Annotated in this window: 19 protein-coding genes; 8 read left to right on the top strand and 11 right to left on the bottom strand. The window is 63.1% G+C overall.

The annotated features are described in order from the left end of the window. Nucleotides 1-6: 6 nt before the first annotated feature. The 5 genes from P9255_RS14080 to P9255_RS14100 form a co-directional block, all read right to left on the bottom strand. On the bottom strand, nucleotides 7-2,283 hold the full coding sequence (locus P9255_RS14080) for a ComEC/Rec2 family competence protein (protein ID WP_309789868.1): 2,277 nt from the start codon (nucleotides 2,281-2,283) through the stop codon (nucleotides 7-9). 75 nt (nucleotides 2,284-2,358) lie between these two features. Further along, nucleotides 2,359-2,925, bottom strand: a complete 567-nt coding sequence (locus P9255_RS14085; RefSeq protein WP_309789869.1) for a ComEC/Rec2 family competence protein — start codon at nucleotides 2,923-2,925, stop codon at nucleotides 2,359-2,361. Between the two features lie 64 nt (nucleotides 2,926-2,989). Beyond that, nucleotides 2,990-3,778, bottom strand: coding sequence for a TatD family hydrolase (locus tag P9255_RS14090; protein WP_309789870.1), 789 nt, complete (start codon nucleotides 3,776-3,778; stop codon nucleotides 2,990-2,992). A 24-nt stretch (nucleotides 3,779-3,802) separates the two neighbouring features. Beyond that, nucleotides 3,803-4,516 carry a lipoprotein-releasing ABC transporter ATP-binding protein LolD gene (lolD, locus tag P9255_RS14095; protein ID WP_309764522.1) on the bottom strand — a complete coding sequence of 238 codons (714 nt, stop codon included), beginning with the start codon at nucleotides 4,514-4,516 and terminating at the stop codon, nucleotides 3,803-3,805. Beyond that, a complete protein-coding gene (locus tag P9255_RS14100) occupies nucleotides 4,509-5,762 on the bottom strand; it encodes a lipoprotein-releasing ABC transporter permease subunit (RefSeq protein WP_309789871.1) in 1,254 nt (417 codons plus the stop codon). The genes lolD and P9255_RS14100 overlap by 8 nt, the downstream gene beginning before the upstream one ends. 203 nt (nucleotides 5,763-5,965) lie before the next feature. Between P9255_RS14100 and P9255_RS14105 the strand changes: the two genes are divergently transcribed. The 6 genes from P9255_RS14105 to P9255_RS14130 all read left to right on the top strand — a co-directional run bounded on the left by P9255_RS14105 (nucleotide 5,966) and on the right by P9255_RS14130 (nucleotide 13,428). After that, nucleotides 5,966-7,063 carry a regulator gene (locus P9255_RS14105; RefSeq protein WP_309789872.1) on the top strand — a complete coding sequence of 366 codons (1,098 nt, stop codon included), beginning with the start codon at nucleotides 5,966-5,968 and terminating at the stop codon, nucleotides 7,061-7,063. A gap of 13 nt (nucleotides 7,064-7,076) precedes the next feature. Further along, complete coding sequence (gene recJ, locus P9255_RS14110) at nucleotides 7,077-8,777, top strand: single-stranded-DNA-specific exonuclease RecJ (protein ID WP_309789873.1); 1,701 nt, start codon at nucleotides 7,077-7,079, stop codon at nucleotides 8,775-8,777. Between the two features lie 95 nt (nucleotides 8,778-8,872). Continuing rightward, complete coding sequence (locus tag P9255_RS14115) at nucleotides 8,873-9,742, top strand: DUF5672 family protein (RefSeq protein WP_309789874.1); 870 nt, start codon at nucleotides 8,873-8,875, stop codon at nucleotides 9,740-9,742. 75 nt (nucleotides 9,743-9,817) lie between these two features. After that, nucleotides 9,818-10,922, top strand: a protein-coding gene (gene prfB / locus P9255_RS14120) for a peptide chain release factor 2 (protein ID WP_309789875.1) whose coding sequence is annotated in 2 segments (ribosomal slippage) — nucleotides 9,818-9,889 and nucleotides 9,891-10,922 — 1,104 coding nt in all. Because the reading frame shifts where the segments join, the coding sequence is not laid out codon by codon here. A gap of 87 nt (nucleotides 10,923-11,009) precedes the next feature. After that, entirely contained in the window at nucleotides 11,010-12,536 is a 1,527-nt protein-coding gene (gene lysS, locus P9255_RS14125; protein ID WP_309789876.1) for a lysine--tRNA ligase, read from the top strand. A gap of 187 nt (nucleotides 12,537-12,723) precedes the next feature. After that, entirely contained in the window at nucleotides 12,724-13,428 is a 705-nt protein-coding gene (locus tag P9255_RS14130) for a glycine zipper 2TM domain-containing protein (protein WP_309789877.1), read from the top strand. A 69-nt stretch (nucleotides 13,429-13,497) separates the two neighbouring features. Here P9255_RS14130 and pssA read toward each other — a convergent pair whose 3' ends face one another. From pssA to P9255_RS14160, 6 genes are all read right to left on the bottom strand, one after another. Further along, nucleotides 13,498-14,364, bottom strand: a complete 867-nt coding sequence (pssA, locus tag P9255_RS14135) for a CDP-diacylglycerol--serine O-phosphatidyltransferase (protein ID WP_309764513.1) — start codon at nucleotides 14,362-14,364, stop codon at nucleotides 13,498-13,500. A 13-nt stretch (nucleotides 14,365-14,377) separates the two neighbouring features. Next, nucleotides 14,378-15,022, bottom strand: coding sequence for a phosphatidylserine decarboxylase (locus tag P9255_RS14140; RefSeq protein ID WP_309764512.1), 645 nt, complete (start codon nucleotides 15,020-15,022; stop codon nucleotides 14,378-14,380). 117 nt (nucleotides 15,023-15,139) lie between these two features. After that, nucleotides 15,140-16,840 carry a group II intron reverse transcriptase/maturase gene (ltrA, locus tag P9255_RS14145; RefSeq protein WP_309789878.1) on the bottom strand — a complete coding sequence of 567 codons (1,701 nt, stop codon included), beginning with the start codon at nucleotides 16,838-16,840 and terminating at the stop codon, nucleotides 15,140-15,142. A gap of 1,114 nt (nucleotides 16,841-17,954) precedes the next feature. After that, nucleotides 17,955-18,971, bottom strand: a complete 1,017-nt coding sequence (ilvC, locus tag P9255_RS14150) for a ketol-acid reductoisomerase (protein WP_309764510.1) — start codon at nucleotides 18,969-18,971, stop codon at nucleotides 17,955-17,957. Between the two features lie 69 nt (nucleotides 18,972-19,040). Continuing rightward, the gene (ilvN, locus tag P9255_RS14155; RefSeq protein ID WP_008341906.1) at nucleotides 19,041-19,532 is read right to left on the bottom strand and encodes an acetolactate synthase small subunit; all 492 of its coding nucleotides are present in this window, start codon (nucleotides 19,530-19,532) and stop codon (nucleotides 19,041-19,043) included. Between the two features lie 108 nt (nucleotides 19,533-19,640). Further along, entirely contained in the window at nucleotides 19,641-21,404 is a 1,764-nt protein-coding gene (locus tag P9255_RS14160; RefSeq protein WP_309789879.1) for an acetolactate synthase 3 catalytic subunit, read from the bottom strand. 367 nt (nucleotides 21,405-21,771) lie between these two features. Here P9255_RS14160 and P9255_RS14165 point away from each other — a divergent pair, with 367 nt between their 5' ends. Both P9255_RS14165 and P9255_RS14170 read left to right on the top strand, forming a co-directional pair. Next, entirely contained in the window at nucleotides 21,772-22,329 is a 558-nt protein-coding gene (locus P9255_RS14165) for an RNA polymerase sigma factor (RefSeq protein ID WP_309764508.1), read from the top strand. Next, on the top strand, nucleotides 22,326-22,793 hold the full coding sequence (locus P9255_RS14170; RefSeq protein WP_309789880.1) for a DUF3619 family protein: 468 nt from the start codon (nucleotides 22,326-22,328) through the stop codon (nucleotides 22,791-22,793). The genes P9255_RS14165 and P9255_RS14170 overlap by 4 nt, the downstream gene beginning before the upstream one ends. Nucleotides 22,794-22,824 lie beyond the last annotated feature (31 nt).

Consider the following 22,824-nt stretch of genomic DNA (forward strand, 5'->3'; position numbering starts at 1 on the left):
TCCTTGTCAGTGGTCCATCCAGTAACGCGCGTGCGTTTGCCGGAAGCGTTCGAGCACGATGTCCGAGCCCACGTCGATGCGGGCCGCGCCGTCTTCGTCGCTGCGCGAGAGCACGATGCCCCGCATCCGGTAGCGCGCATGGACGGTCGGGTTCGGATGGTGAAAACGGTTGCGATAGCCTACCTGAAATACCGCGGCGAGCGGCTCGACGGAATCGAGGAAAGGTTCGGTCAACGACGTGCGGCTGCCGTGATGCGGCACGATGAGAACATCGGCGCGCAACGCAGATGGATTGCGGGCGAGAAGCGTGCGTTCGACATCGGCTTCGATGTCGGCGGTGAGAAGCGCGGTTCGCCCGGACGCGTTCGTGATTTTCAGCACGCAGCCCTGATGATTCGGCTTGCCCGTCAGCGGGCCAGGGTCCGGCCACAGCATGCGGAAATCGACGCCGTCCCACGTCCAGTGTTGTCCCGCCGCGCATCGCAGCGTGTCGCTGCCGCGCTTGCGGGCGTCCGACCAGAGCGCGTCGTCGGCGGGAAGCGATGCGAGCAGCTGGCGCACGGCGATCGCTTGCAGCACCGCCGGCGCACCGCCCGAGTGATCGGAATCGGAATGGCTGATGACGAGCGCATCGAGCGTGCGCGTTCCGGTCGCGATCAGATACGGCGCGGTGATGCGCTCGCCCGCGTGGGTCGATTCGGGACCGGGGCCGGCGTCGAAAAGCAGCGCGTGCTTCGCCGTCTCGACGACGAGCGCCGAGCCCTGGCCGATGTCGAGCGCCGTGATGCGGAACGCGCCGGGCGGTGTGACGTGTGGTGCAGGCGCGAGCAGCGGCAGCCAGGTCAGCGGCGCGGCGAAGCGCAACGGCCACCCGCGCGGGGCGAGCGCCCATGCTGTCCCGGCCAGTGCGGCGGCGAGCGCGAACGGTCGAGGCTGCGGCAGGCGCCAGAGGGACCATGCGGGGCCGGCATCGGCGAGGTGCTTCAACGCGTCGCAAAGGACGGAAAGCGCGGCATGCGCGATGTGGAACGCGGGCGCATCGACGGGCGCGGGAAGGATCAGACCGGCGAGCGTCGCCGGCGTGACGATGAAACTGACCCACGGAATCGCGAACGCGTTGGCGAGCGGCCCGACGAGCGGCACCTGCGAGAACCAGTACGCGGTCAGCGGCGCGAGTGCGAGCGTGACGGCGTATTGGACGCGCGCGCTGGATGCGATGTGGGCGCGCAGCTTCGAAGCGGTGCGGCGCAATGCGGAAATGAGCCGGCGCTTCGGGCCGATAGGAGTCGGCGTGAGCAGTGAGTGTCGTGTGGCGCGCGTATGTAGCGCGTAGGACGTGTTCGACGCTTTCGCCGCGTCCGCCGTGTTAGACATGCTCGACTTATTCGAAGCATTCGAAGCATTCGCCTTATTCGCCGTGTTCGCCGTGTTCGCCGTGTTCGCCGTGTTCGCCGTGTTCGCCGTGTTCGCCGTGTTCGCCGTGTTCGCCGTGTTCGCCGTGTTCGCCGTGTTCGCCGTGTTCGCCGTGTTCGCCGTGTTCGCCGCGTTCACCGCGTTCACCGCGTTCACCGCGCTCACCGCGCTCACCGCGCTCACCGCGCTCACCGCGTTCACCGCGTTAGACATGCTCGACGCATCCGACACATTCGACGCTCGGCGCGCATTCGACGCCCTCGCCTCATCCGACGCAACTGCCGCCCCTTCATCCGGCAACACCGGATCACGCGCCTCCACTCCGGCTAACCAATCGTCATCATCATCGCCTCGCGCCTTCGACGCCCGCCGGCCTTGCGCCGCGATCGCATGCAAAATGGCCGCCACGGCGCAGAAGGACAGCCAGAACCCCGGCGATGTCACCGCCCACGGATCGGCAAGCAGCACGAGCGCAAGCGCCCACGCGAGCACGAGCGACGACGCCGGCCGCCGCCCGCACACGAACGCGATCGCGAACACCGTCAGCATCCACAGCGTCCGCTGCGCCGGCACGTTGAATCCGGCAAGCGCGGCATACACCGCCGCAAACGACGCCGCCCCGAGCGCCGCGACTTTCGGCGTGGCCATGAGCAGCGGCCCGTCCACGCCGCGCACCCTGACTCGCCTCCAGACGAACCCGCAAGCCAGCGCCGCCAGCCCCGCGACGAAGCCGATATGCAGCCCGGAAATCGCAACCAGATGACTCGTGCCGGTTGCGCGCATGATGGCCCAGTCGTCGTCGCTGACGGATTCCTGCGCGCCCACCGCAAGCGCCACGATGATCCCGCGATGCGGCGCGCTCCCGAGCACCGTCTCGATGCGCTGACGAATATGCCCTCGCCATCGATCGATGGCGAGCCACGGACCGATCGCATCGCCGGGAAGTTAACGCGGCGCACGCGCGAGCGATACCGATCCCGTCGCCCGAATGCCGCGCTCGAGCAGGGCCACTTCGCCGTCGCGCAGCGAGAAGTTCGCGTTCGCATGCGGGCGTTTGAGACGCGCGGTGAGCGTCCACCGTTGACCGGCATGCGATGGGGGCGGAGCATGCGTCGCCGCCGGCACCCAAAGCAGCCTCACGATCTTCGGGAAGTCGTGCAACCCCGCGCCGTTCGCCTCCACTTCGAACAGAAAGCGCGTGCCTTGCGGCTGTGGCTCAGGCAAACCGCGCACGAAGCCGGTGAGTTCGATATCGCGCTGCTCGTAGTCGACCGGCAAATGCGGACGCAAGCGAATCTCGGCGCGCAACGCCGCATACGCGAAGCCCGCGACGACCGCCGCGATCACGAATGCGCTGCTTCCGAACCGGCGGCGCGCGATGCCTCCCGCGCTCAGTGCAATACAGACAGCCACGCAACAAAGCAGCAAGCCCGGCAAACGCGCCTGTTGCTGCAGCCACCCGACACCCAACGCAAACCCCAGCAACATCGCACGCACTCGTTCCTCTTTCATCGTCGACGCGAACGCATCCACCCGGACACCATCAGTGGTCCGAATCGAATGACCCTGCGAACGATTATGAAGAAGCGAGTCCCAGCCGGGGCAGCGCCGCGCGCGCGTTAGCCGTTGTGCCTAGGGAAAGCGCGGTTTCGTCGATGCCGCGCAGCTCCGCGAGCACCTTCGCGATGCCCGCGACCTGATCCGGCGTATTGCGCCCCTTGTACCGCCACGCAGGCGCGATATCGGGCGCATCGGTTTCGAGCACGATCGCGTCGAGGGGAAGCTCCGCCGCCAGCCGGCGAATCTGACGCGCGCGCTCGAACGTCAGATTGCCGCCGAAGCCGAGCCGCATGCCCTGCGCGATGAACGCCTCGGCCTGCTGAAAGCTGCCGTTGAACGCATGCGCGATGCCGCAATGAATCCGATTCACGCGCAAGCCCTTCAACACCTTGTCCTGCGACTTGCGCACATGGCAAATGACCGGCAAATCGAACTCTCGAGCGAGCTTGAGCTGCGCGCCATAGAAGAATTGCTGGCGCGCGTCGTCGAGCGTCGGGACGAAGTAATCCAGCCCGATTTCGCCGATGCCGACGAAGAGCGGATCGTCGAGACTCGCCGCAATCCGTTCGCGCAACACGAGAAGGTCATCCTCGGTGGCGCGCGGCGTGAAGAGCGGATGAATGCCGAGCGCATACGCCCCGCCTTCGATGCGATGCGCGAGCACTCGCACTGTATCGAAGTTCGCGCGCTCGACGCCCGGTATCACGATGCGCGTCACGTTCGACTCGACCGCGGCGCGCGCGACGTCATCGCGATCCGCGTCGAACTCCGAGGCATCGAGATGACAGTGGGTATCGATCCACATGGCGCGCTCCGTGGTCCGCGACGCTCAGACCGGCACCGACGGCTCTTCGTGCAGCACGCCGTCGCGCAAACGCATGATGCGGTCGCAACGCGCGGCGAGATCGGCATCGTGCGTGACGATCACGAAGCTCGTCTCGAGCGTCTGCGACAGTTCCAGCATCAGATTGAAAACCGTATCGGCGGTGCCGCCGTCGAGATTGCCGGTAGGCTCGTCGGCCAGCACGCACGCCGGACGCGTGACGAGCGCACGCGCGATCGCCACGCGCTGCCGCTCGCCGCCCGACAGCGCGCCCGGCCGATGCTTCGCACGATGCCCGATGCCCACGCGTTCGAGCATCGCCATCGCCTCCTTGCGCGCCGCGTCCTCGGGCATGCGGCGGATGCGCAGCGGCATCGCGACGTTATCGAGCGCGGTGAATTCCGGCAACAGATGATGGAACTGATACACGAAACCGAGCGCGCGATTGCGCAAGTCGTTGCGTTCCTTTTCCTTCAGCTCGGTGAACGGCTTGCCGAGCAGCGACACCTTGCCCGCGCTCGGTTCGTCGAGTCCGCCGAGCACATGCAGCAGCGTGCTCTTGCCCGAGCCGGATGCGCCGACGATCGCCAGCTTTTCGCCGCGCCGCACTTCGAGCTGCGCGTTGTCGAGCACCTGGACGTTGAAGCCGCCCTGCACGAAGGTCTTCGAAATCGCCGACGCGTGCAGCACGATATTGTTGTCTGGAATCATGTCACTCATAACGCAACGCCTCCGCCGGACGCACCTTCGCGCCGCGCCAGCTCGGATAGAGCGTGGCCAGCGACGACAACAGGAACGCGATGACGCCGATCTTCGCGACATCGCCCGGCACGAGCTCGGACGGCAGCTCGCTGATGAAATAGACCGAAGGCGGCAGGAACTGCACGCCGATCAGATGTTCGATCATCGGCACGAGCCACGGAATGCTCCACGCGATGAGACAGCCGAGCGACACGCCGAGCGCCGTGCCGATGAAGCCGATCGTCACGCCCTGCACCACGAATATCTTCATGATGGAGCCGGGCTGCGCGCCGAGCGTGCGAAGGATCGCGATATCGGCCTGCTTGTCGGTGACGGTCATCACCAGCGACGAAACGAGATTGAACGCGGCCACCGCGATGATCAGCGTGAGGATGATGAACATCATGCGCTTCTCGATCTGCACGGCGGAAAACCACGTCTTGTTCTGCTGCGTCCAGTCGCGGATGTACAAATCGCCGGACAGCGTATGCGACAGTTGCCGCGCGACTTCGGGCGCGCGCTGCATGTCCTTCAGGCGAAGGCGCACGCCGGTCGGCGCGGGCAGGCGAAAGAGCGCTTGCGCATCGCGGATGGCGATGAGCGCGAGCGTCGAATCGTATTCGTAGTGCCCGGACTCGAAGATGCCGACGACCGTGAACTGCTTGAGCCGCGGCATCATGCCGGCCGGCGTGATCGTGCCTTCGGGCGCGACTAGCGTGATCTTGTCGCCGGTCATCACGCCGAGGTTCGTCGCCAGATCGCGGCCGAGCACGATGCCGAATTCCCCCGGCACGAGATCCGCGAGCTTGCCCGCGCGCATTTCCTTCGCGATGTCCGACACTTGCGGCTCCAGCGACGGCTCCACGCCTCGCAGCGCAACGCCGCTCACCGCGCCTTGCCGCGTCAGCAGCGCCTGCGCTTCGACATACGGCGCCGCGCCGGTCACTTCCGGATTGCGGCGCGCTTCCTGCGCGGTCAGTTGCCAGTTGGGCATCGACCCGGTCGGCGAGAAGATTTCGACGTGCGCGAGCACCGATAGCATGCGGTCGCGCACTTCCTTCTGGAAGCCGTTCATGACCGACAACACGACGATCAGCGCGGCGACGCCGAGCGCGATGCCCGCCATCGACACGAGCGCGATGAAGGAGATGAAGCCGTTGCCTGTGGTGCGTTTGCTGGCGCGCGTGTAGCGCCAGCCGATCTGCCATTCGTACGGAAGTTTCAAGCGAATCCCTGTGTCTGCTGTTGCTGTCGCGGCCGTGAACCGATGCGGGGCATGGCCGGAATTTGCGAAAGTTTGCCATAGGTGGCGTGAGCGCCGTAACAAACGGGCGCTGGCATCGGCCATTCGGCGGAGTGCGCGAAGGCCTTTCGGCGGGCGATTCGCAGCGTTCCCCCGACGCGCGTGGCATCGGCGCATGCCCTACAATGCCGACCATCATGCCCGTTCCCGACCTTCACCTTCTCCTGCCGTTCGCTTTGCCCTCGGCGGCGGACGCCGCCACTGCGCTGCACGGACTGGAAAGCGCGGCGCTCGACAAGCTGCTCGCCCGCGCCACGCTCGAAGAACGCGTGATCGGAGAGGATTTCCAGCGCACGCTGCCGCACGAACGCTGGATCGCGCAGCGCTTCGGCGTGGTTATGCAGGGGGCCGGTGAGCGCCACGCCGACGACGCCCCGCTCGCCCCCTTCATGCTTCTCGCCGATGGCGGCACGCCCGGCGATGCGTCGTGGGCGTGCATCGAGCCGGTTCATGTCCGGATCGCGCACGATCATCTGGTATTGATCGATCCCGCCACGCTCGGCGTGCGGACCGAAGAAGCGCGCGCGTTGCTTCAGACGGCGCGGCCGGTGATCGAAGAACTGGGCATCGCGTTGCAGGCGCCGACGCCGCTGCGCTGGTACGTGTCCGGTGAAGCGCTCGGCGCGCTCGCGGGGGCATCGCCGTTGCGCGCGACCGGACGCAACATCGAAATCTGGCTGCCGCACGAAGCCCGCACGGGCGAACGCTCGCGCGCATGGATGAAGCTGCAGAACGAAGTGCAGATGGCGTGGTTCGAACATCCGCTCAACGTGGAACGCGAGTCGCGCGGCCTGCCCGCGATCAACTCCATCTGGCTGCATGCGCAAGGCGCGATGCGTCCCGTCACGAGTCCGTTCGCACGCGTCATGTCGGATGCCGCCGCGACGCGCGGGCTGGCGATCGCCGCCGGCATCGAAGCGCACACGCCGCCGGAAAGCCTGCCCGCGCTCGTGAAGGCGAATGCCGAAGGCACTACGCTCGTCGAACTCGATCCGTTCTCCGCGCCGTTCATCGAGCAGGACTGGGCGCGCTGGAACTCATCCCTTCGGGCGCTCGAGAAGGACTGGTTCGCGCCCGCGCTCGACGCGCTGTCGAACGGTTCGCTCAAGCGCCTCGGCATCACGCTGTGCGGCGACACCGGCTCGGTGACGCTTTCCGTCACGCGTTCGGATTTGCGCAAGTTCTGGCGTCGCCGGCCGATTGCGGCGCTTTTCATCGAATGAAGGCCATAGCCGAATGACCCGAATCGTTACGCGCGTTTCGTCTCCCGCCGACGCCGAAGCGCTGATGCGCCACGGCCTGCATCCCGTGATCGCGCGGCTTTATGCGGCGCGCGGCGTCACGTCGCCGGATGAGATCGAAACCGAATTCAAGCGCCTGCACGCGCCCGTCGGCCTCAAGGGTTGCGACGATGCCGCCGTCGTCCTCGCCGATGCGCTCGCTGCGAAAAAGCGCATGCTCGTCGTCGCCGATTACGACTGCGACGGCGCGACCGCCTGCGCCGTCGCCGTGCGCGGCTTGCGCATGTTCGGCGCGACCATCGACTATCTGGTGCCGAACCGCTTCGAATACGGCTACGGACTGACGCCCGAAATCGTCGATCTGGCCGCACGCTCGCCGCTCGGCCCGCCTGACTTGCTGATTACCGTCGATAACGGCATCGCCAGCGTCGAAGGCGTCGCGGCGGCGAATGCGCTCGGCATCGACGTGCTCGTCACCGACCATCACCTGCCCGGCGACGAATTGCCCGCCGCGCGCGCGATCGTCAATCCGAATCAGCCGGGCTGCGGGTTTCCGAGCAAGTGCATCGCGGGCGTGGGCGTCATGTTCTATGTGCTGCTCGCGTTGCGCGCCGAATTGCGCCGGCGCGGCGCTTACGGGAATGCGCCTGAACCGCGTCTGGACGGCCTGCTCGATCTCGTCGCGCTTGGCACCGTCGCGGACGTCGTGAAGCTCGATGCGAACAACCGCATCCTGGTCGCGCAGGGACTCAAGCGGATTCGCGCGGGCCGCATGCAGCCGGGCATCGCGGCGCTGTTTCGCGCGGCGGGCCGCGATGCGCGCGCCGCATCGGGCTTCGATCTCGGCTTTGCGCTCGGACCGCGGCTGAACGCGGCGGGCCGGCTGTCGGACATGTCGCTCGGCATCGAATGCCTGACTACCGACGACATCGGCCGCGCGTGGGAACTCGCGCAGCAATTGGATTCGATGAACCGCGAGCGGCGCGAGATCGAAGCGGGGATGCAGCAACAGGCGCTCGCCGAGCTGCAAACTTTCGATCCCGGCGAGCGCGCGACGCTCACGCTTTTCGATCCCGGCTGGCATCAGGGCGTGATCGGCATCGTCGCGGGGCGGCTGAAGGAGCGCTTTCACCGTCCGTCGTTCACGTTCGCGCACGCCGACGACGCCGGCACGCTTTCCAAAGGCTCGGGCCGCTCGATCCCGGGCTTTCACCTGCGCGACGCCGTCGATCTGATCAGCAAGCGCGAGCCCGGTCTCATCCACAAGTTCGGCGGCCACGCAATGGCGGCGGGCCTCACGCTCGCCACCGCCGATATCGCGCGCTTCACCGCCGCGTTCGAAACGGTCGGGCGAGAATGGCTGACGGCCGAAGCGGTCGCTCGAACCATCGAGACGGACGGCGAACTGGAGGATGCGTACTTCACGCCGCAATTCGTGGAACTGATCGACGCCGCCGTCTGGGGCCAGGGCTTCCCGGCGCCGACCTTCTCCGGCGAATTCGATGTCGCGTCCCAGACGCTCGTCAAGGAGAAGCATCTGAAGCTGTCGCTCATGCGCGGGCGGCAGCGCTTCAACGCGATCTGGTTCAATCACGTCGATCCGTTGCCGCCGCGCGCGACGGTCGCGTACCGGCTCGTCAGCGATTCCTGGAACGGCGTGGCGCGCGTGCAAATGATCGTCGAACACGCGGGTTAGAAGGGCATTCATTCGGCTTGACGGCCCCTCGGAAATCTTCTATTCGATGACATCTATAATCGATGGATTTCCGAGCCGAAGGCTTTTGTTTCCCGATGGATTCCCAGAAAATAAATCTGCGCAATGTGACGCTTTGTGCCGTCGATTGCATCAATCCCGTGCTCGCATCGAGAGCACTCGATATTTCAAAACGGGGCTGCCTGTTCGGCGATTCGGTTTTACTGACTGATAAACGCGTCGAAAGCAATTCACGAATCGCGCTGATTCCGGCAATCGGATCGCGAGAAGAATACAGTGCGTTCATACTCAAGCACTTGCTGCGGCACGTTTCGACGCCGTGGGTCTTGCTGATCCAATGGGACGGTTTCGTCGTCAATCCGTCGGCGTGGACGGAAGATTTCTTCTCGTGCGATTACATCGGCGCGCGCTGGCCGTTTCATCACGACGGGATGTCCGTCGGCAATGGCGGCTTTTCGCTGCGTTCCCGGCGGCTTCTGGAGATACTCGCAACCGACGAACGGTTTCCGCCGCATCCGCAAATCGTCGAAGACGAACTGATCTGCCGCACATATCGCCCACTGCTGGAACGCGAATTCGGCATTCGCTTCGCCGACGAACAGCTGGCCGATCGTTTCTCGCTTGAATTCACGCGCGCTTCACAACCGCCCTTCGGTTTTCACGCAGTTTTCAACATGAATCGTTTTGTCGAAGACGCCGACATTATCTTCTTCGCCGAAAACGCGCATATGCGCTCGGTGCAAACTACCGACTTTCTCGATCTGTGCCTGAGTTGCCGGAAGGAAGGCAGGACGTCCGTTACGCGCGCGCTGTATTCGCGTGTGCGTTCGCGCTTTTCGCCGGAGCAGATCGCGCAGACCTACACGCGGGACTTGTTCCAGCTCACCGCGGAGGAGGCCGCCGAGCACGTCGCGGCATGCGAAGCATTGCTTGCCGACTCGCAGTGAAACTGCCGCAGGCGCGTCAGGCGCCACGTGTCGATCGGCTATAATTGCACCTTTTTACGAAGCCGAAGATCGACAATGGAAGCAGAACGTCTCAACGCGATCGAAAGCCTTCTGGCCGACCTGCGCCGCCGCGCGGACGAGCTACGGGGGTATCTTTGACTACGACGCCAAGTTCGCGCGTCTGACCGAAGTCAACAAGGAACTCGAAGACCCCAACGTCTGGAGCGATTCCAAAAACGCCCAGGCGCTCGGTCGTGAGAAGAAGCTGCTCGACGGCGTGGTGACGACGCTGACCGCGCTCGGCAACGATCTGCGCGACGCGCAGGACCTCTTCGACATGGCGCGCGACGAAAGCGACGAAGACACCCTCGTCGCCTGCGAAGCGGACGCCGCAGCGCTGAAGGCGCGCGTCGAAGACATGGAATTCCGCCGGATGTTCTCGAACCCGGCCGATCCGAACAACTGCTTCATCGACATTCAGGCGGGCGCGGGCGGCACCGAGGCGTGCGACTGGGCGTCCATGCTGCTGCGCCAGTACCTACGCTACTGCGAGCGCAAGGGCTTCAAGACCGAAGTGCTCGAAGAATCCGAAGGCGATGTCGCCGGCATCAAGAGCGCGACCATCAAGGTCGAAGGCGAATACGCGTACGGCTATCTGCGCACCGAAACCGGCATTCACCGCCTCGTGCGCAAGTCGCCGTTCGATTCGTCGGGCGGCCGGCATACGTCGTTTTCGTCGGTGTTCGTGTATCCGGAAATCGACGATTCGATCGAGATCGAAATCAATCCCGCCGATATCCGCACGGACACGTATCGCGCATCGGGCGCGGGCGGCCAGCACATCAACAAGACGGACTCCGCCGTGCGCCTCACGCACGCGCCGACGGGCATCGTCGTGCAGTGCCAGAACGACCGCTCGCAGCACCGTAACCGCGCCGAAGCCATGCAGATGCTCAAAGCGCGTCTCTACGAATTCGAGATGCGCAAGCGCCAGGCCGAACAGGACAAGCTCGAATCGAGCAAGACCGATGTGGGCTGGGGCCATCAGATCCGCTCCTACGTGCTCGATCAGAGCCGCGTGAAGGACCTGCGCACCAGCGTGGAAATGAGCAACACGCGCGCCGTGCTCGACGGCGACCTCGACGACTTCATCAGCGCGAGCCTGAAACAGGGCGTCTGACCGCCGGCGCGGATATCGGCTTCGATATCCGCGTTTTTCGTTTCGACTCACCGCGCATCCGCCTCGCCTTAAAAGCCAAGAATCATCATGACCGAACCGACCCAGACGAGCGCCGCTCCCGAACTGGAAGACAACCAGATCATCGCCGAGCGCCGCGACAAGCTGCGCGCGCTGCGTGAGCAAGGCGTCGCTTATCCGAACGACTTCCGCCCGACGCATCAGGCCGCCGCGCTGCAAACCGAGTACGCCGAAACCGACAAGGAAGCGCTCGAAGCGAATCCCCTGCCCGTCGCGCTCGCCGGCCGCATGATGCTCAAGCGCGTGATGGGCAAGGCCAGCTTCGCGACGGTTCAGGACGGCAGCGGCCAGATCCAGTTTTTCGTGACGCCCGCCGATGTCGGCGCGGACGTCTACGAGGCGTTCAAGAAGTGGGACCTGGGCGATATCGTCGCGGCGCGCGGCGTGCTCTTTCGCACGAACAAGGGCGAACTGTCGGTGCGCTGCACCGAGCTGCGGCTGCTGTCGAAGGCGCTGCGCCCGTTGCCCGACAAGTTCCACGGTCTCGCCGACCAGGAAATGCGTTATCGCCAGCGTTACGTCGATCTGATCGTGACGCCGGAATCGCGCAAGACGTTCATGGCGCGCACGAAGGCGGTCACGTCGATCCGCAACTTCATGGCGCAGGCGAACTTCATGGAAGTCGAAACGCCGATGCTGCACCCTATTCCCGGCGGCGCGGCGGCGAAGCCGTTCGTCACGCATCACAATGCGCTCGACATGCAGATGTTCCTGCGCATCGCGCCCGAGCTCTATTTGAAGCGGCTGATCGTCGGCGGCTTCGAGCGCGTGTTCGAGATCAATCGTAATTTCCGGAACGAAGGCGTTTCGCCGCGTCACAACCCGGAATTCACGATGATGGAATTCTATGCGGCGTTCACGGACTACCGCTGGCTGATGGACTTCACCGAGCAACTGATCCGCCAGGCCGCAATCGACGCGCTCGGCACCGCGACCATCACGTATCAGGGCCGCGAACTGGACTTGAGCAAGCCGTTCCATCGGCTGACGATCAACCAGGCCATTCAAAAGTACGCGCCGCAATACACCGACGAGCAATTGAACGACGGCGTGTTCGTGCGCGCGGAGCTGAAGAAGTTCGGAGTCGATACGACGCAGCCCGCGTTTCTGAATGCCGGCATCGGCGCGCTGCAGCTGGCGCTTTTCGAAGAAACAGCGGAATCGCAGTTGTGGGAGCCGACGTATATCGTCGATTACCCGATCGAAGTGTCGCCGCTCGCACGCGAGTCGGACACCGTGGCGGGCATCACGGAGCGGTTCGAGCTGTTCATCACGGGGCGCGAGATCGCGAACGGCTTCTCGGAGCTGAACGATCCGGAAGATCAGGCTGCGCGCTTCCAGAAGCAGGTCGACCAGAAAGATGCCGGCGACGAAGAAGCGATGTACTTCGACGCCGATTACATTCGCGCGCTCGAATACGGCATGCCGCCGACAGGCGGATGCGGCATCGGCATCGACCGGCTGGTGATGCTGCTGACTGATAGCCCCAGCATCCGCGATGTGATTCTGTTTCCGCATCTGCGGCGGGAGGACTGAGCGGTACGCTCGGTTTATCCACGCTGAAAAGCGCGTCCTGCGGGACGCGCTTTTTTATTTCCGGTCGAGGCTGGCATCCAACGTGCTTTCCTAACGAAAACACGAAGTTACAACCTGAAAAAGCGCCGATCGCACGCTTGCACCAGAATCGATGGCGTCGGCACTTTGCCTCGAACGGAGGTTCAGCATGGATAACGGGACCAGAAAATTCGCGTCGTCGCCCTCTTCCGACGCCAGCCAGCCGCAACCGCAGCAGCGGCGTCTGCATCCGCTCGTCGCGACGGCGGCGGGCGCGGTGATCGTGGCAAGTCTGGCCGCGACGGCAGCGATTACAGGGGTATTTCCAAGGGCGTCGAGCACGTCCGCTCAAAATCCGCAGACGCAGACGGCGGCCGTCGCGCCACAGCCGGTGGTCAGCCAGGCCGCACCCGCGCCCGCACAGCCGGTCGCGCAGCAACCCGCTCCGCAACTCGCTCCGCAGCCGGTGCAGCAGGCGCCTGTCCAGCCGGCGCCCGCACAACCTTCCTACGCGCAGCAGCCGCCGCCGAAAGCCGCGTACTGCTCGACATGCGGCACAGTCGAAGCTATCTCCGCCGTCCGTCGCGAAGGACACGGCACGGGTATCGGCGCGGTCGGTGGCGCGGTGGCCGGGGGTGTCGTCGGCAACCAGTTTGGGCGCGGCGGCGGACGCACCGCGATGACCCTGCTCGGCGCGCTCGGCGGCGGTCTCGCGGGCAACTCGGTGGAGAAACACATCCGCAGCGAAACCGATTACTCGGTGCGCGTAAGAATGGAGAACGGCAAGACGCGCTATTTCACGTACAAGCAGCAACCGCCGTTTGCGCAAGGCCAGCATGTGCGGGTGCGCAACGGCGTGCTGGAAGCGGGTTGATTGCGCGTGAATGAAAAGAGCGGCGGGCTTGCAGGCCGCCGCTCTTCCCGATGCCGATAAACCCGCGCGTCAGTGATCGCGCTGCGAACTGCGCGCCGGATTCGGCCTGCCGCGCATCGCCATATAGGCCCACCAGACGTATCCGGAGAAGCCGTACAGCACGAAGAGGCAGAACAGCATGACGGGCGGATCGGACGATACGAGCACGAACGCCACCACGATCAACAGCACGCCCGCGAACGGCACGCGATACCGCACGTCGAGCGCCTTGCCGCTATAGAACGGCGCGTTCGACACCATCGTGACGCCCGCGTAGATCGTCAGACCGAACGCGACCCACGGCAGCCACACGAGCTTGAGCGGCACGCGGTTATCTGTCGCGAGCCACACGAAACCGGCGATCAGCGCGGCTGCAGCCGGCGACGGCAAGCCCTGAAAATAGCGCTTGTCGACCACGCCGACGTTGGTGTTGAAACGCGCGAGCCGCAGCGCCGCGCCCGAGCAGTAGACGAACGCCGCAAGCCAGCCCCAGCGCCCGAGATCCTTCAGCACCCATTCGTACATCACGAGCGCGGGCGCGACGCCGAACGACACCATGTCCGAGAGACTGTCGAACTGCTCGCCGAACGCGCTTTGCGTATGCGTCATGCGGGCAACGCGGCCGTCCATGCCATCGAGGACCATCGCGACGAAAATGGCGATGGCCGCGATCTCGAAGCGCACGTTCATCGCCTGAACGACGGCGAAGAAGCCGCAAAACAGCGCCGCCGTGGTGAACGCATTCGGCAGCAGATAAATGCCGCGCTTGCGGAGAAACTGCTGCCGCTTCGCGCGCCGCGTCTCGACGACGCTCACGTCCTGAATGGCCTTGTTGCGGCGGAACGCGCGCGGCGGCGTCGCGTTCGCGCGGTTACGGCGCGTCTTGAATGCCGCCATCGGAACCTCCGCGTTATTCCGCGAATTCGGCAAGGATGGTCGACGAGGCGGACACCTTCTCGCCGATCGACACGCGCGGCCGGCTTCCGACCGGCAGATACACGTCAACGCGCGAGCCGAAACGAATGAAGCCGTAACGCTGGCCGCGCGTCAGCGGTTCGCCCGCGTGCACGTAACAGAGAATGCGCCGTGCGATCAGACCCGCGATCTGCACCGACGTCACCGTATGCCCGGCCGCCGTATGCAGGACGATCGCGTTGCGCTCGTTCTCGGTCGATGCCTTGTCAACGGCAGCATTCAAGTACGCGCCGGGGAAGTACTGCACCTTGGTGATCGCGCCGTCGACGGGCGAACGCTGCGAGTGAACATTGAACACGTTCATGAACACGCTGATCTTGAGTGCTTCGCGTCCGGCGTAAGGATCATGCGCCGTTTCGACCGCGACGATGCGCCCGTCGGCCGGACACAGCACCGCGTTCGGCTGAGTGGGAATGGGTCGCGGCGGATCGCGGAAAAACTGGACGACGAAGATCACGATCAGCCAGAAGAGCCAGGCGAAGCCGAAGCCGCCGATCGCCTGCACGAGAATGGCAACGACGGCCGCGATGGCGATGAACGGCCAGCCTTCGCGGGCAATGATCGGATGAGGATAGTTCATGAACGTGTTCTGTGTTTTAGGAGGGTAGCCCCCCTTCTTCGCAGAAGGAGAGCCCCCTAAGAACCGTACGTGCGAGTTTCCCCGCATACGGCTCCAATCTACGTACAAAGCCCAGTTTTATGACCGGGCCGGCTTAGTTAGCGCAATTTTACCTACATGCACTTGTCGGTGGCAGTCGGGATGCAATAGCACTCGATTGAAGAGGCCGTCGGAACCACCATGCATCCGGTATTCCAGATGATGATCGTGCCAACCGGTCTCTCGTGTCGGAGCACCGCCGCAGTGCGCACACAGCCCGCCTTGCGATCGGTATAGCGAAACCCATTGCTTGCGATGACGCATTGATACTTCCATGCGCGCCTGTCGCAATTGTTCGCCATACTGCTCCCAACCAAGATCAAAAGGATTGAAGTCGCCTTTGATCTTGCGATGCCGCCTGATCGATGTACCGCGAAGCTGGTACAACTCGGTCAAGCCGTTACTGCCATCGTCTCGAACTACAGGAACAGCAAAAATCCAGTGTCGAGTGCCATCGGAATGAAAGTATTTCTTCCTCACCCATTCAGCACCCTTGTTTGGATGTCGCCGTTTTGACCACCACCAAAGTCTTCGGAAGATCAGAGACTCCATGCGGCTGTATGCCTGCTTAGCTACGACGGGGCTGTGATATTGCGCCCAACCCCGTAGCATCGGATTCAGCAATCGGATTAAATCCTCGTGCTTCACCGTCTTGTTACCACTGATCGTTTCCGACACCTTGCGATAGAACGTCTGCACGTTCTTCTTGCTCGGCTTGATGAGCAGCTTTCCCGAGTACTTCCGGAAATTCCACCCAAGGAAATCGAAGCCTTCGTCAATGTGAGTGATCCGCGTTTTTGTCTCGGACAGTTGCAAGCCCCGAACAGCAAGGAATGCTTCCACCCAAGGCCTGACCTCGTTTTCCAGAATCTCTTTCGAGTCGCCGGTGATCACGAAGTCATCCGCGTATCGCACCACATTCACTTTCAGCTTCTTGGCTTTCGCGATTCCCAACGTCGCACCGAGGTGCCCAATCAGTTCACGCTCCAGCCCGTTCAGCGTCACATTTGCCAGCGTCGGGGAGATGATGCCCCCCTGCGGCGTACCGGCCTCGGTCGCCTGTAGCTGCCCCTTGTAAATCAGGCCAGCCTTCAACCACTTCCGGAGGATCTCCTTGTCCATCGGGACATGGCTTTCTAACCAGTCGTGGTTGATCCAGTCAAAGCAGCCTTTGATATCCGCTTCCAGCACCCATCGGGCCGAGCCCTTTTGGGACATTGCGACGAATATCTGCGACATGGCATCGGCTGTCGAGCGATTGAGTCTGAACCCATAAGAGTTCGGATCACTCGTCGATTCCGACACCGGCTCCAAGGCCAGCAGATACAGGGCTTGCATCGCCCTGTCCCGCATGGTCGGAATGCCCAAAGGGCGCTCCTTTCCATTGGCCTTGGGGATAAAGACTCTCCTTAATGGCAAAGGCTTGTACCCACGCCGCTTCAACCTGCCGATAGCTTCCCACCGGCTCTCAGGCGAATCCCACAGTTCGCGATCGACTCCGGCCGTTCGCGCACCTTGATTCTGCGTAACACGTCGTACCGCGTACAGCTTTGCGGACAACGTGCGGGTCAGCATCCGTTGCAAGGCTTTCACCCTGCGCCAGTCGCCTTCCCGCGTCGCCTTCGCAATTCGTATCTGCATCCCTCTCACGTTCCGTTCGACGCGACGCCAATCTACGGCGTGCCAGTTGTCAGGCACGTGGGAAAGCGCAGATCCATCCTTCCGGACAGATACTTTCATGCTGCTCTCCTACCTTGGGTTGATCATTCCCACAGCAGAAGGCGCATCTTCCCCAGCGGGATAGACACACCCCGCTGGGGAACAACAGTTGAACAAATACGGGCGCATGCGCCCATATGTCATCCATGTACTACGCACGAACGCGAGCGCTCGTGTCTCACCAAGTCACAAGGTCTGTCAGCCATCTTGCGACGGTAGACCAGACGGAAGTCTGCCCGCTTTCGCGTGGGATGATGTCTCAATCCCTATCCGGACCATTACAGCCCGTCATTCGCTTTTTCCGTCATCCTCTACCCGCATCGTCAACAGCGTTCCTTGCGGGCCGCCTGCCAGCCCAACTGCACTGGCAACGATACGGGCTTACCGTGTTCCCGGCCTGCCACATGACTGACGTAGGTTCTGCCTTTCCCCCGGCGGCCCTAAGACGACGTAACCCGAATTTCAAGCGAGTTATCCGACCGCACACCGTTTTGGTTAATGCCTATCAGCAGCTTTGGCATCGTCCTACTTACGAGGTTTATCAGCAGTTCACTTCCGTTAACCGTATCAGCCAGCCTAGCGCCTCAACCCCCTTGCTGCTAGGAGTCTCTGAATACCTGTTTCACAACAGGCAGTCACCCAAACTTCGGGGGCTACATTGTCAGAGAAGCTTCACACCCCACCGTTGCCAGTGACGCATGTCCTCCTAGGCTACTGCTGGTCGTACAGCAGGTTCTCTACCTCATAGGGGGGCTAACCCCGTGAGATTGAACAATGACAAACCGAGCTTGCGCTCGACCTACCCTAAAATCACATACTCCAATCCGCTTTGTTAGCGGAGTTGAAGCCGCTAACTGGGCGGAACCTGACGGTAATCAGGTCAATGCGATTACGCGCAAGGGTCCGAAGACTCCGGTGCGTCTAAAGCTACGATTCCAAGCCAAACCGCACTCGGTTTCGTTTGCTACACAAGGGGTGGCTCAAGGTGCCACCAATGGGACGGCTTGCGCCGTCCAGTCGATGCGACTCACGTCGCACTAAAAACCGTAGGATAGCAAAAGCCGCCCGGCGCACAGCGGCTTCCGGGCGGCTTTCGGTTGAGCAAGAACCGTGACGCGGGGTCACGCAGACACGCTTAGTTCTTCGACTGGTCGACGAGCTTGTTCTTCGCGATCCACGGCATCATCGCGCGGAGCTTCTCGCCCACTTGCTCGATCTGATGCTCGGCCGTCAGGCGGCGGCGCGATTGCAGCGTCGGCGCACCGGCGCGGTTCTCGATGATGAAGCTCTTCGCGTACTCGCCGGTCTGGATATCCGTAAGCACGGCCTTCATCGCCTTCTTCGTCTCTTCCGTCACGATGCGCGGGCCCGTCACGTACTCGCCGTACTCGGCGTTGTTCGAGATCGAGTAGTTCATGTTGGCGATGCCGCCTTCATAGATCAGATCGACGATCAGCTTCAGTTCGTGCAGGCATTCGAAGTACGCCATTTCCGGCGCGTAACCCGCTTCGACCAGCGTTTCGAAACCGGCCTTGATCAGATCGACGGTGCCGCCGCACAGCACGGCCTGCTCGCCGAACAGGTCCGTTTCGGTTTCTTCACGGAAGTTCGTCTCGATGATGCCCGCACGGCCGCCGCCGTTCGCAGCTGCGTACGACAGCGCCACGTCGCGCGCCGAACCGGACTTGTCCTGCGCCACCGCGATCAGGTGCGGCACGCCGCCGCCTTGCTGGTACGTGTTGCGCACGGTATGGCCCGGAGCCTTCGGCGCGATCATGATGACGTCCAGGTCCGCACGCGGAATCACCTGGCCGTAGTGAACGTTGAAGCCGTGTGCGAATGCGAGGGCCGCGCCGTTCTTCGCGTTGTCGTGCACTTCGTTCTTGTAGACCTCGGCGATCTGCTCGTCGGGCAGCAGCATCATGACGACATCGGCGCCCTTCACGGCTTCGGCCACTTCCTTCACCGGCAGGCCGGCGTTCTCGGCCTTGCTCCACGAAGCACCGCCCTTGCGCAGCCCGACCGTCACGTTCACGCCGCTTTCCTTCAGGTTCAGCGCGTGCGCATGGCCTTGCGAGCCATAGCCGATGATGGTCACTTGCTTGCCCTTGATGAGGGAGAGGTCGGCGTCTTTGTCGTAGAAAACTTTCATGGTGGTTCCTTGAGTCCTGATGCGTGAATTGGTGTGCTTGATTGCGCTGCTAACTGGATGGTCCGGCGGTCAGACCTTCAGGATGCGCTCGCCCCGGCCGATGCCGGAGCTGCCCGTGCGAACCGTCTCGAGGATCGCCGTGGCGTCGAGCGCCTGGATGAACGCGTCGAGCTTGTCGGACGCGCCCGTCAGTTCCATCGTGTAGGTCTTCTCGGTCACGTCGATGATGCGGCCGCGGAAGATATCCGCCATCCGCTTCATTTCCTCGCGTTCCTTGCCGACCGCCCTTACCTTGATGAGCATCAGCTCGCGCTCGATGTGGGCGCCCTCTGTCAGGTCGACCACTTTCACCACCTCGATCAGGCGGTTCAGGTGCTTCGTGATCTGTTCGATCACGTCGTCCGAGCCAATGGAGACGATGGTGAGCCGCGACAGCGAACTGTCTTCGGTCGGCGCCACCGTCAGCGTTTCGATGTTATAGCCGCGCGCCGAAAAGAGGCCGACGACACGCGATAACGCGCCCGGCTCGTTTTCCAGCAGTACGGAGATGATGTGTTTCATATGTCGTTTCCCGATGGCGTTCCAGTTGAGCTTCGATGCGGATTCACGCGCCGCACCTGTCTTTCGTGGAGACAGGCGCCACGCGAACCCGCGCATTCGAAACCCGCGTTATAGATCCTCAGAGCCGAGCAGCATTTCCGTGATGCCTTTACCGGCTTGCACCATCGGGAATACGTTTTCGGTCGGATCGGTCTGGAAGTCGAGAAATACGGTGCGATCCTTCAGGCGCAGCGCTTCCTTCAGCGCCGGCTCGACATCCGCGGTTTTTTCGACGCGAATGCCGACATGACCGTACGCCTCGGCGAGCTTCACGAAATCCGGCAACGCGTCCATGTACGAACTGGAATAGCGCTTCTTGTATTCGATCTGCTGCCACTGGCGAACCATGCCGAGATAGCGGTTGTTCAGCGAGATGATCTTCACGGGCGTGTCGTACTGCTTGCAGGTCGACAGTTCCTGAATGCACATCTGAATCGAGCCTTCGCCCGTGATGCAGACGACGTCCTCGTCCGGATAGGCCATCTTCACGCCCATCGCGGCGGGGAGGCCGAAGCCCATCGTGCCGAGACCGCCCGAGTTGATCCAGCGGCGCGGCTTGTTGAACGGATAGAACTGCGCCGCCCACATCTGGTGCTGTCCGACGTCCGAACAGACGAACGCGTTGCCGTCGGTCAGTTCCGCGAGCTTTTCCACGACGTATTGCGGCTTGATGATCTCGCTCTTGCGGTCGTAGGCCAGGCAGTCTTTCGCGCGCCAGCCTTCGATGTCGTCCCACCATTGCTTGAGCGCCTGCGTATCCGGACCGTGTTCCGCGTGCTGAAGCTGCTCGATGAGCTCCTTCAGGACTTCCTTCACGTCGCCGACGATGGGGATGTCGACCTTCACGCGCTTCGAAATGGACGACGGATCGACGTCGATATGGATGATCTTGCGCGGCGACGACGCGAAATGCTTCGGGTCGCCGATCACGCGGTCATCGAAACGCGCGCCGATTGCAATGAGCACGTCGCAGTGCTGCATGGCCATGTTGGCTTCGTAGGTGCCGTGCATGCCGAGCATGCCGAGAAACTTCTTGTCGCTCGCGCGATAGCCGCCGAGGCCCATCAGCGTGTTCGTGACCGGATAGCCGAGCAGATCGGCGAACTGGTTCAGCTCGCGCGACGCATCCGCGAGGATGATGCCGCCGCCGGTATAGATATACGGGCGCTTCGCCGACAAAAGCAGTTGCACCGCCTTGCGGATCTGGCCGGAGTGGCCCTTCGTCACCGGGTTGTACGACCGCAGCGACACGCTCTTGACCGGTTCGTACTGGCACGGCGCCTTCGACACGTCCTTCGGAATGTCGATCAGCACCGGACCGGGACGGCCTGTCCGGGCAATGTAGAACGCTTTCTTGATGGTCGCGGCGAGATCGCGCACGTCCTTCACGAGGAAGTTGTGCTTCACGCAGGGACGCGTGATGCCGACGGTGTCGCATTCCTGGAAGGCGTCCAGGCCGATGGCCGCAGTGGGCACCTGCCCGCTGATGACGACGAGCGGGATGGAATCCATATAGGCCGTGGCGATGCCGGTGACGGCATTGGTGACGCCCGGGCCCGAGGTCACGAGGCAAACGCCGACCTTGCCGGTGGAACGCGAATACGCGTCGGCGGCATGCACGGCGGCCTGCTCGTGGCGCACGAGGATATGTTGAATCTGGTCCTGCTTGTACAGCTCGTCGTAGATGTAGAGTACCGAGCCGCCGGGATAGCCCCAGATGAACTCGACGTTCTCGTCGGCGAGCGCACGCATGAGCACGGTCGCGCCGATGGAGTCAGCGTCGTGGGGAGGAGTGGTATCCGACGTGGAGAATTCCGCGCTAGGCATGTTCATTCATCACCTTTCGAATTTTCGGCAAAAAATTGATCGGGTGCTCTCTGCCGGGCTTGTGGCTCGGGTTCAAGCGGCGCGTCTAGGTTTGACAGGCGTGCTTCTTGGGCTCGCCTCAAAGCAGACATTTCACTTTATGATGCGAGTCAGAAAAGATAGCCCGGTTCGGCGCTTGGGGTCAAGCAAAAATTTTCCGATCATTGCGCGCGCTTGCGCCGCCGCGTTTCGCCGCTCACGCAACGCACGGGCGTCCGGCAATAAATCGTCCCGAATTTTCCGGGGGCGGTGAAAGTTTGCTAGCATCCGCAGGTTTCCCTGCAACTCCTTATTCTCTTTCGACGCAACTTTCGCTGCGCCGGGTCCCCAACGGATGGCATCAGACAAGGAACTCGCCGACTTCCTGGCGGGCGTCGAACGACGCGCGTTCAAGCAGACCGTCTACACCGTACGCGACGACGACGCGGCGCTCGACATCGTGCAGGACGCGATGATCAAGCTCGCGGAGAAGTACGGCGACCGTCCATCCGCCGAGCTTCCGCTTTTGTTCCAGCGTATCCTTCAGAATGCGACACACGATTACTTTCGCCGCCAGAAGGTCCGCAATACCTGGGTGAGCCTGTTTTCGTCGTTCGGAAGCGCGGACGACGACGAATTCGATCCGCTCGAAACATTAGAAGCGGAAAGCGGCGGCAGCGAAAGCAGCGAGAACAGGCTTGAGCGCGAACAGGTGCTGAACCTGATCGACGCGGAAATTCAGAAATTGCCGGCACGTCAACGAGAAGCGTTTCTCATGCGTTACTGGGAAGATATGGATGTCGCCGAGACGGCCGCCGCGATGGGCTGCTCCGAGGGCAGCGTGAAGACACACTGTTCACGCGCCACGCACGCGCTCGCGCAAGCCCTGAAAGCCAAAGGGATCACGCTATGAGTTCCGCTCCTGAATTAAACGAAAACGAGTTCGCGCTGAAAGTGATTCGCGCGCTCGACGAAAATGCGTCGAATATTCCGGCCGCAGCAAGCGACCGCCTCGCGCTCGCGCGACGGGCGGCGCTCGCGCGCAAGAAGCCGGAGAAAGTACCCGTCGCCGCCTTCACGCCGGCCTTTACGTCTGCCTCGCCCGCGTTCGCCGGCGCGGCGGGCGGCCTCGGCAGCGGAGGCGGGCTCGGCGACGAGCCCCGCGCGCGCAAGGGCCTGTCCGCCCGGCTCGGCGGCTTCGGGCTCGCGTGGCCGGTGCTCGCGCTCGCCGTCGCGCTGGCGGGCGTCGCGTATTGGGAAGATCAGGAGCGCAAGGCCGAACTGGCCGACATCGACGCGGCCATGATGAGCGACAGCCTGCCGCTCGACGCCTATCTCGACCACGGCTTCAACGCGTACCTGACACGCAATCATTGAAACATCGCTCATCGAGCAACGAACACAGCGG

The sequence above is a fragment of the Caballeronia sp. LZ019 genome, from assembly GCF_031450825.1.
Taxonomy (GTDB): Bacteria; Pseudomonadota; Gammaproteobacteria; order Burkholderiales; family Burkholderiaceae; genus Caballeronia.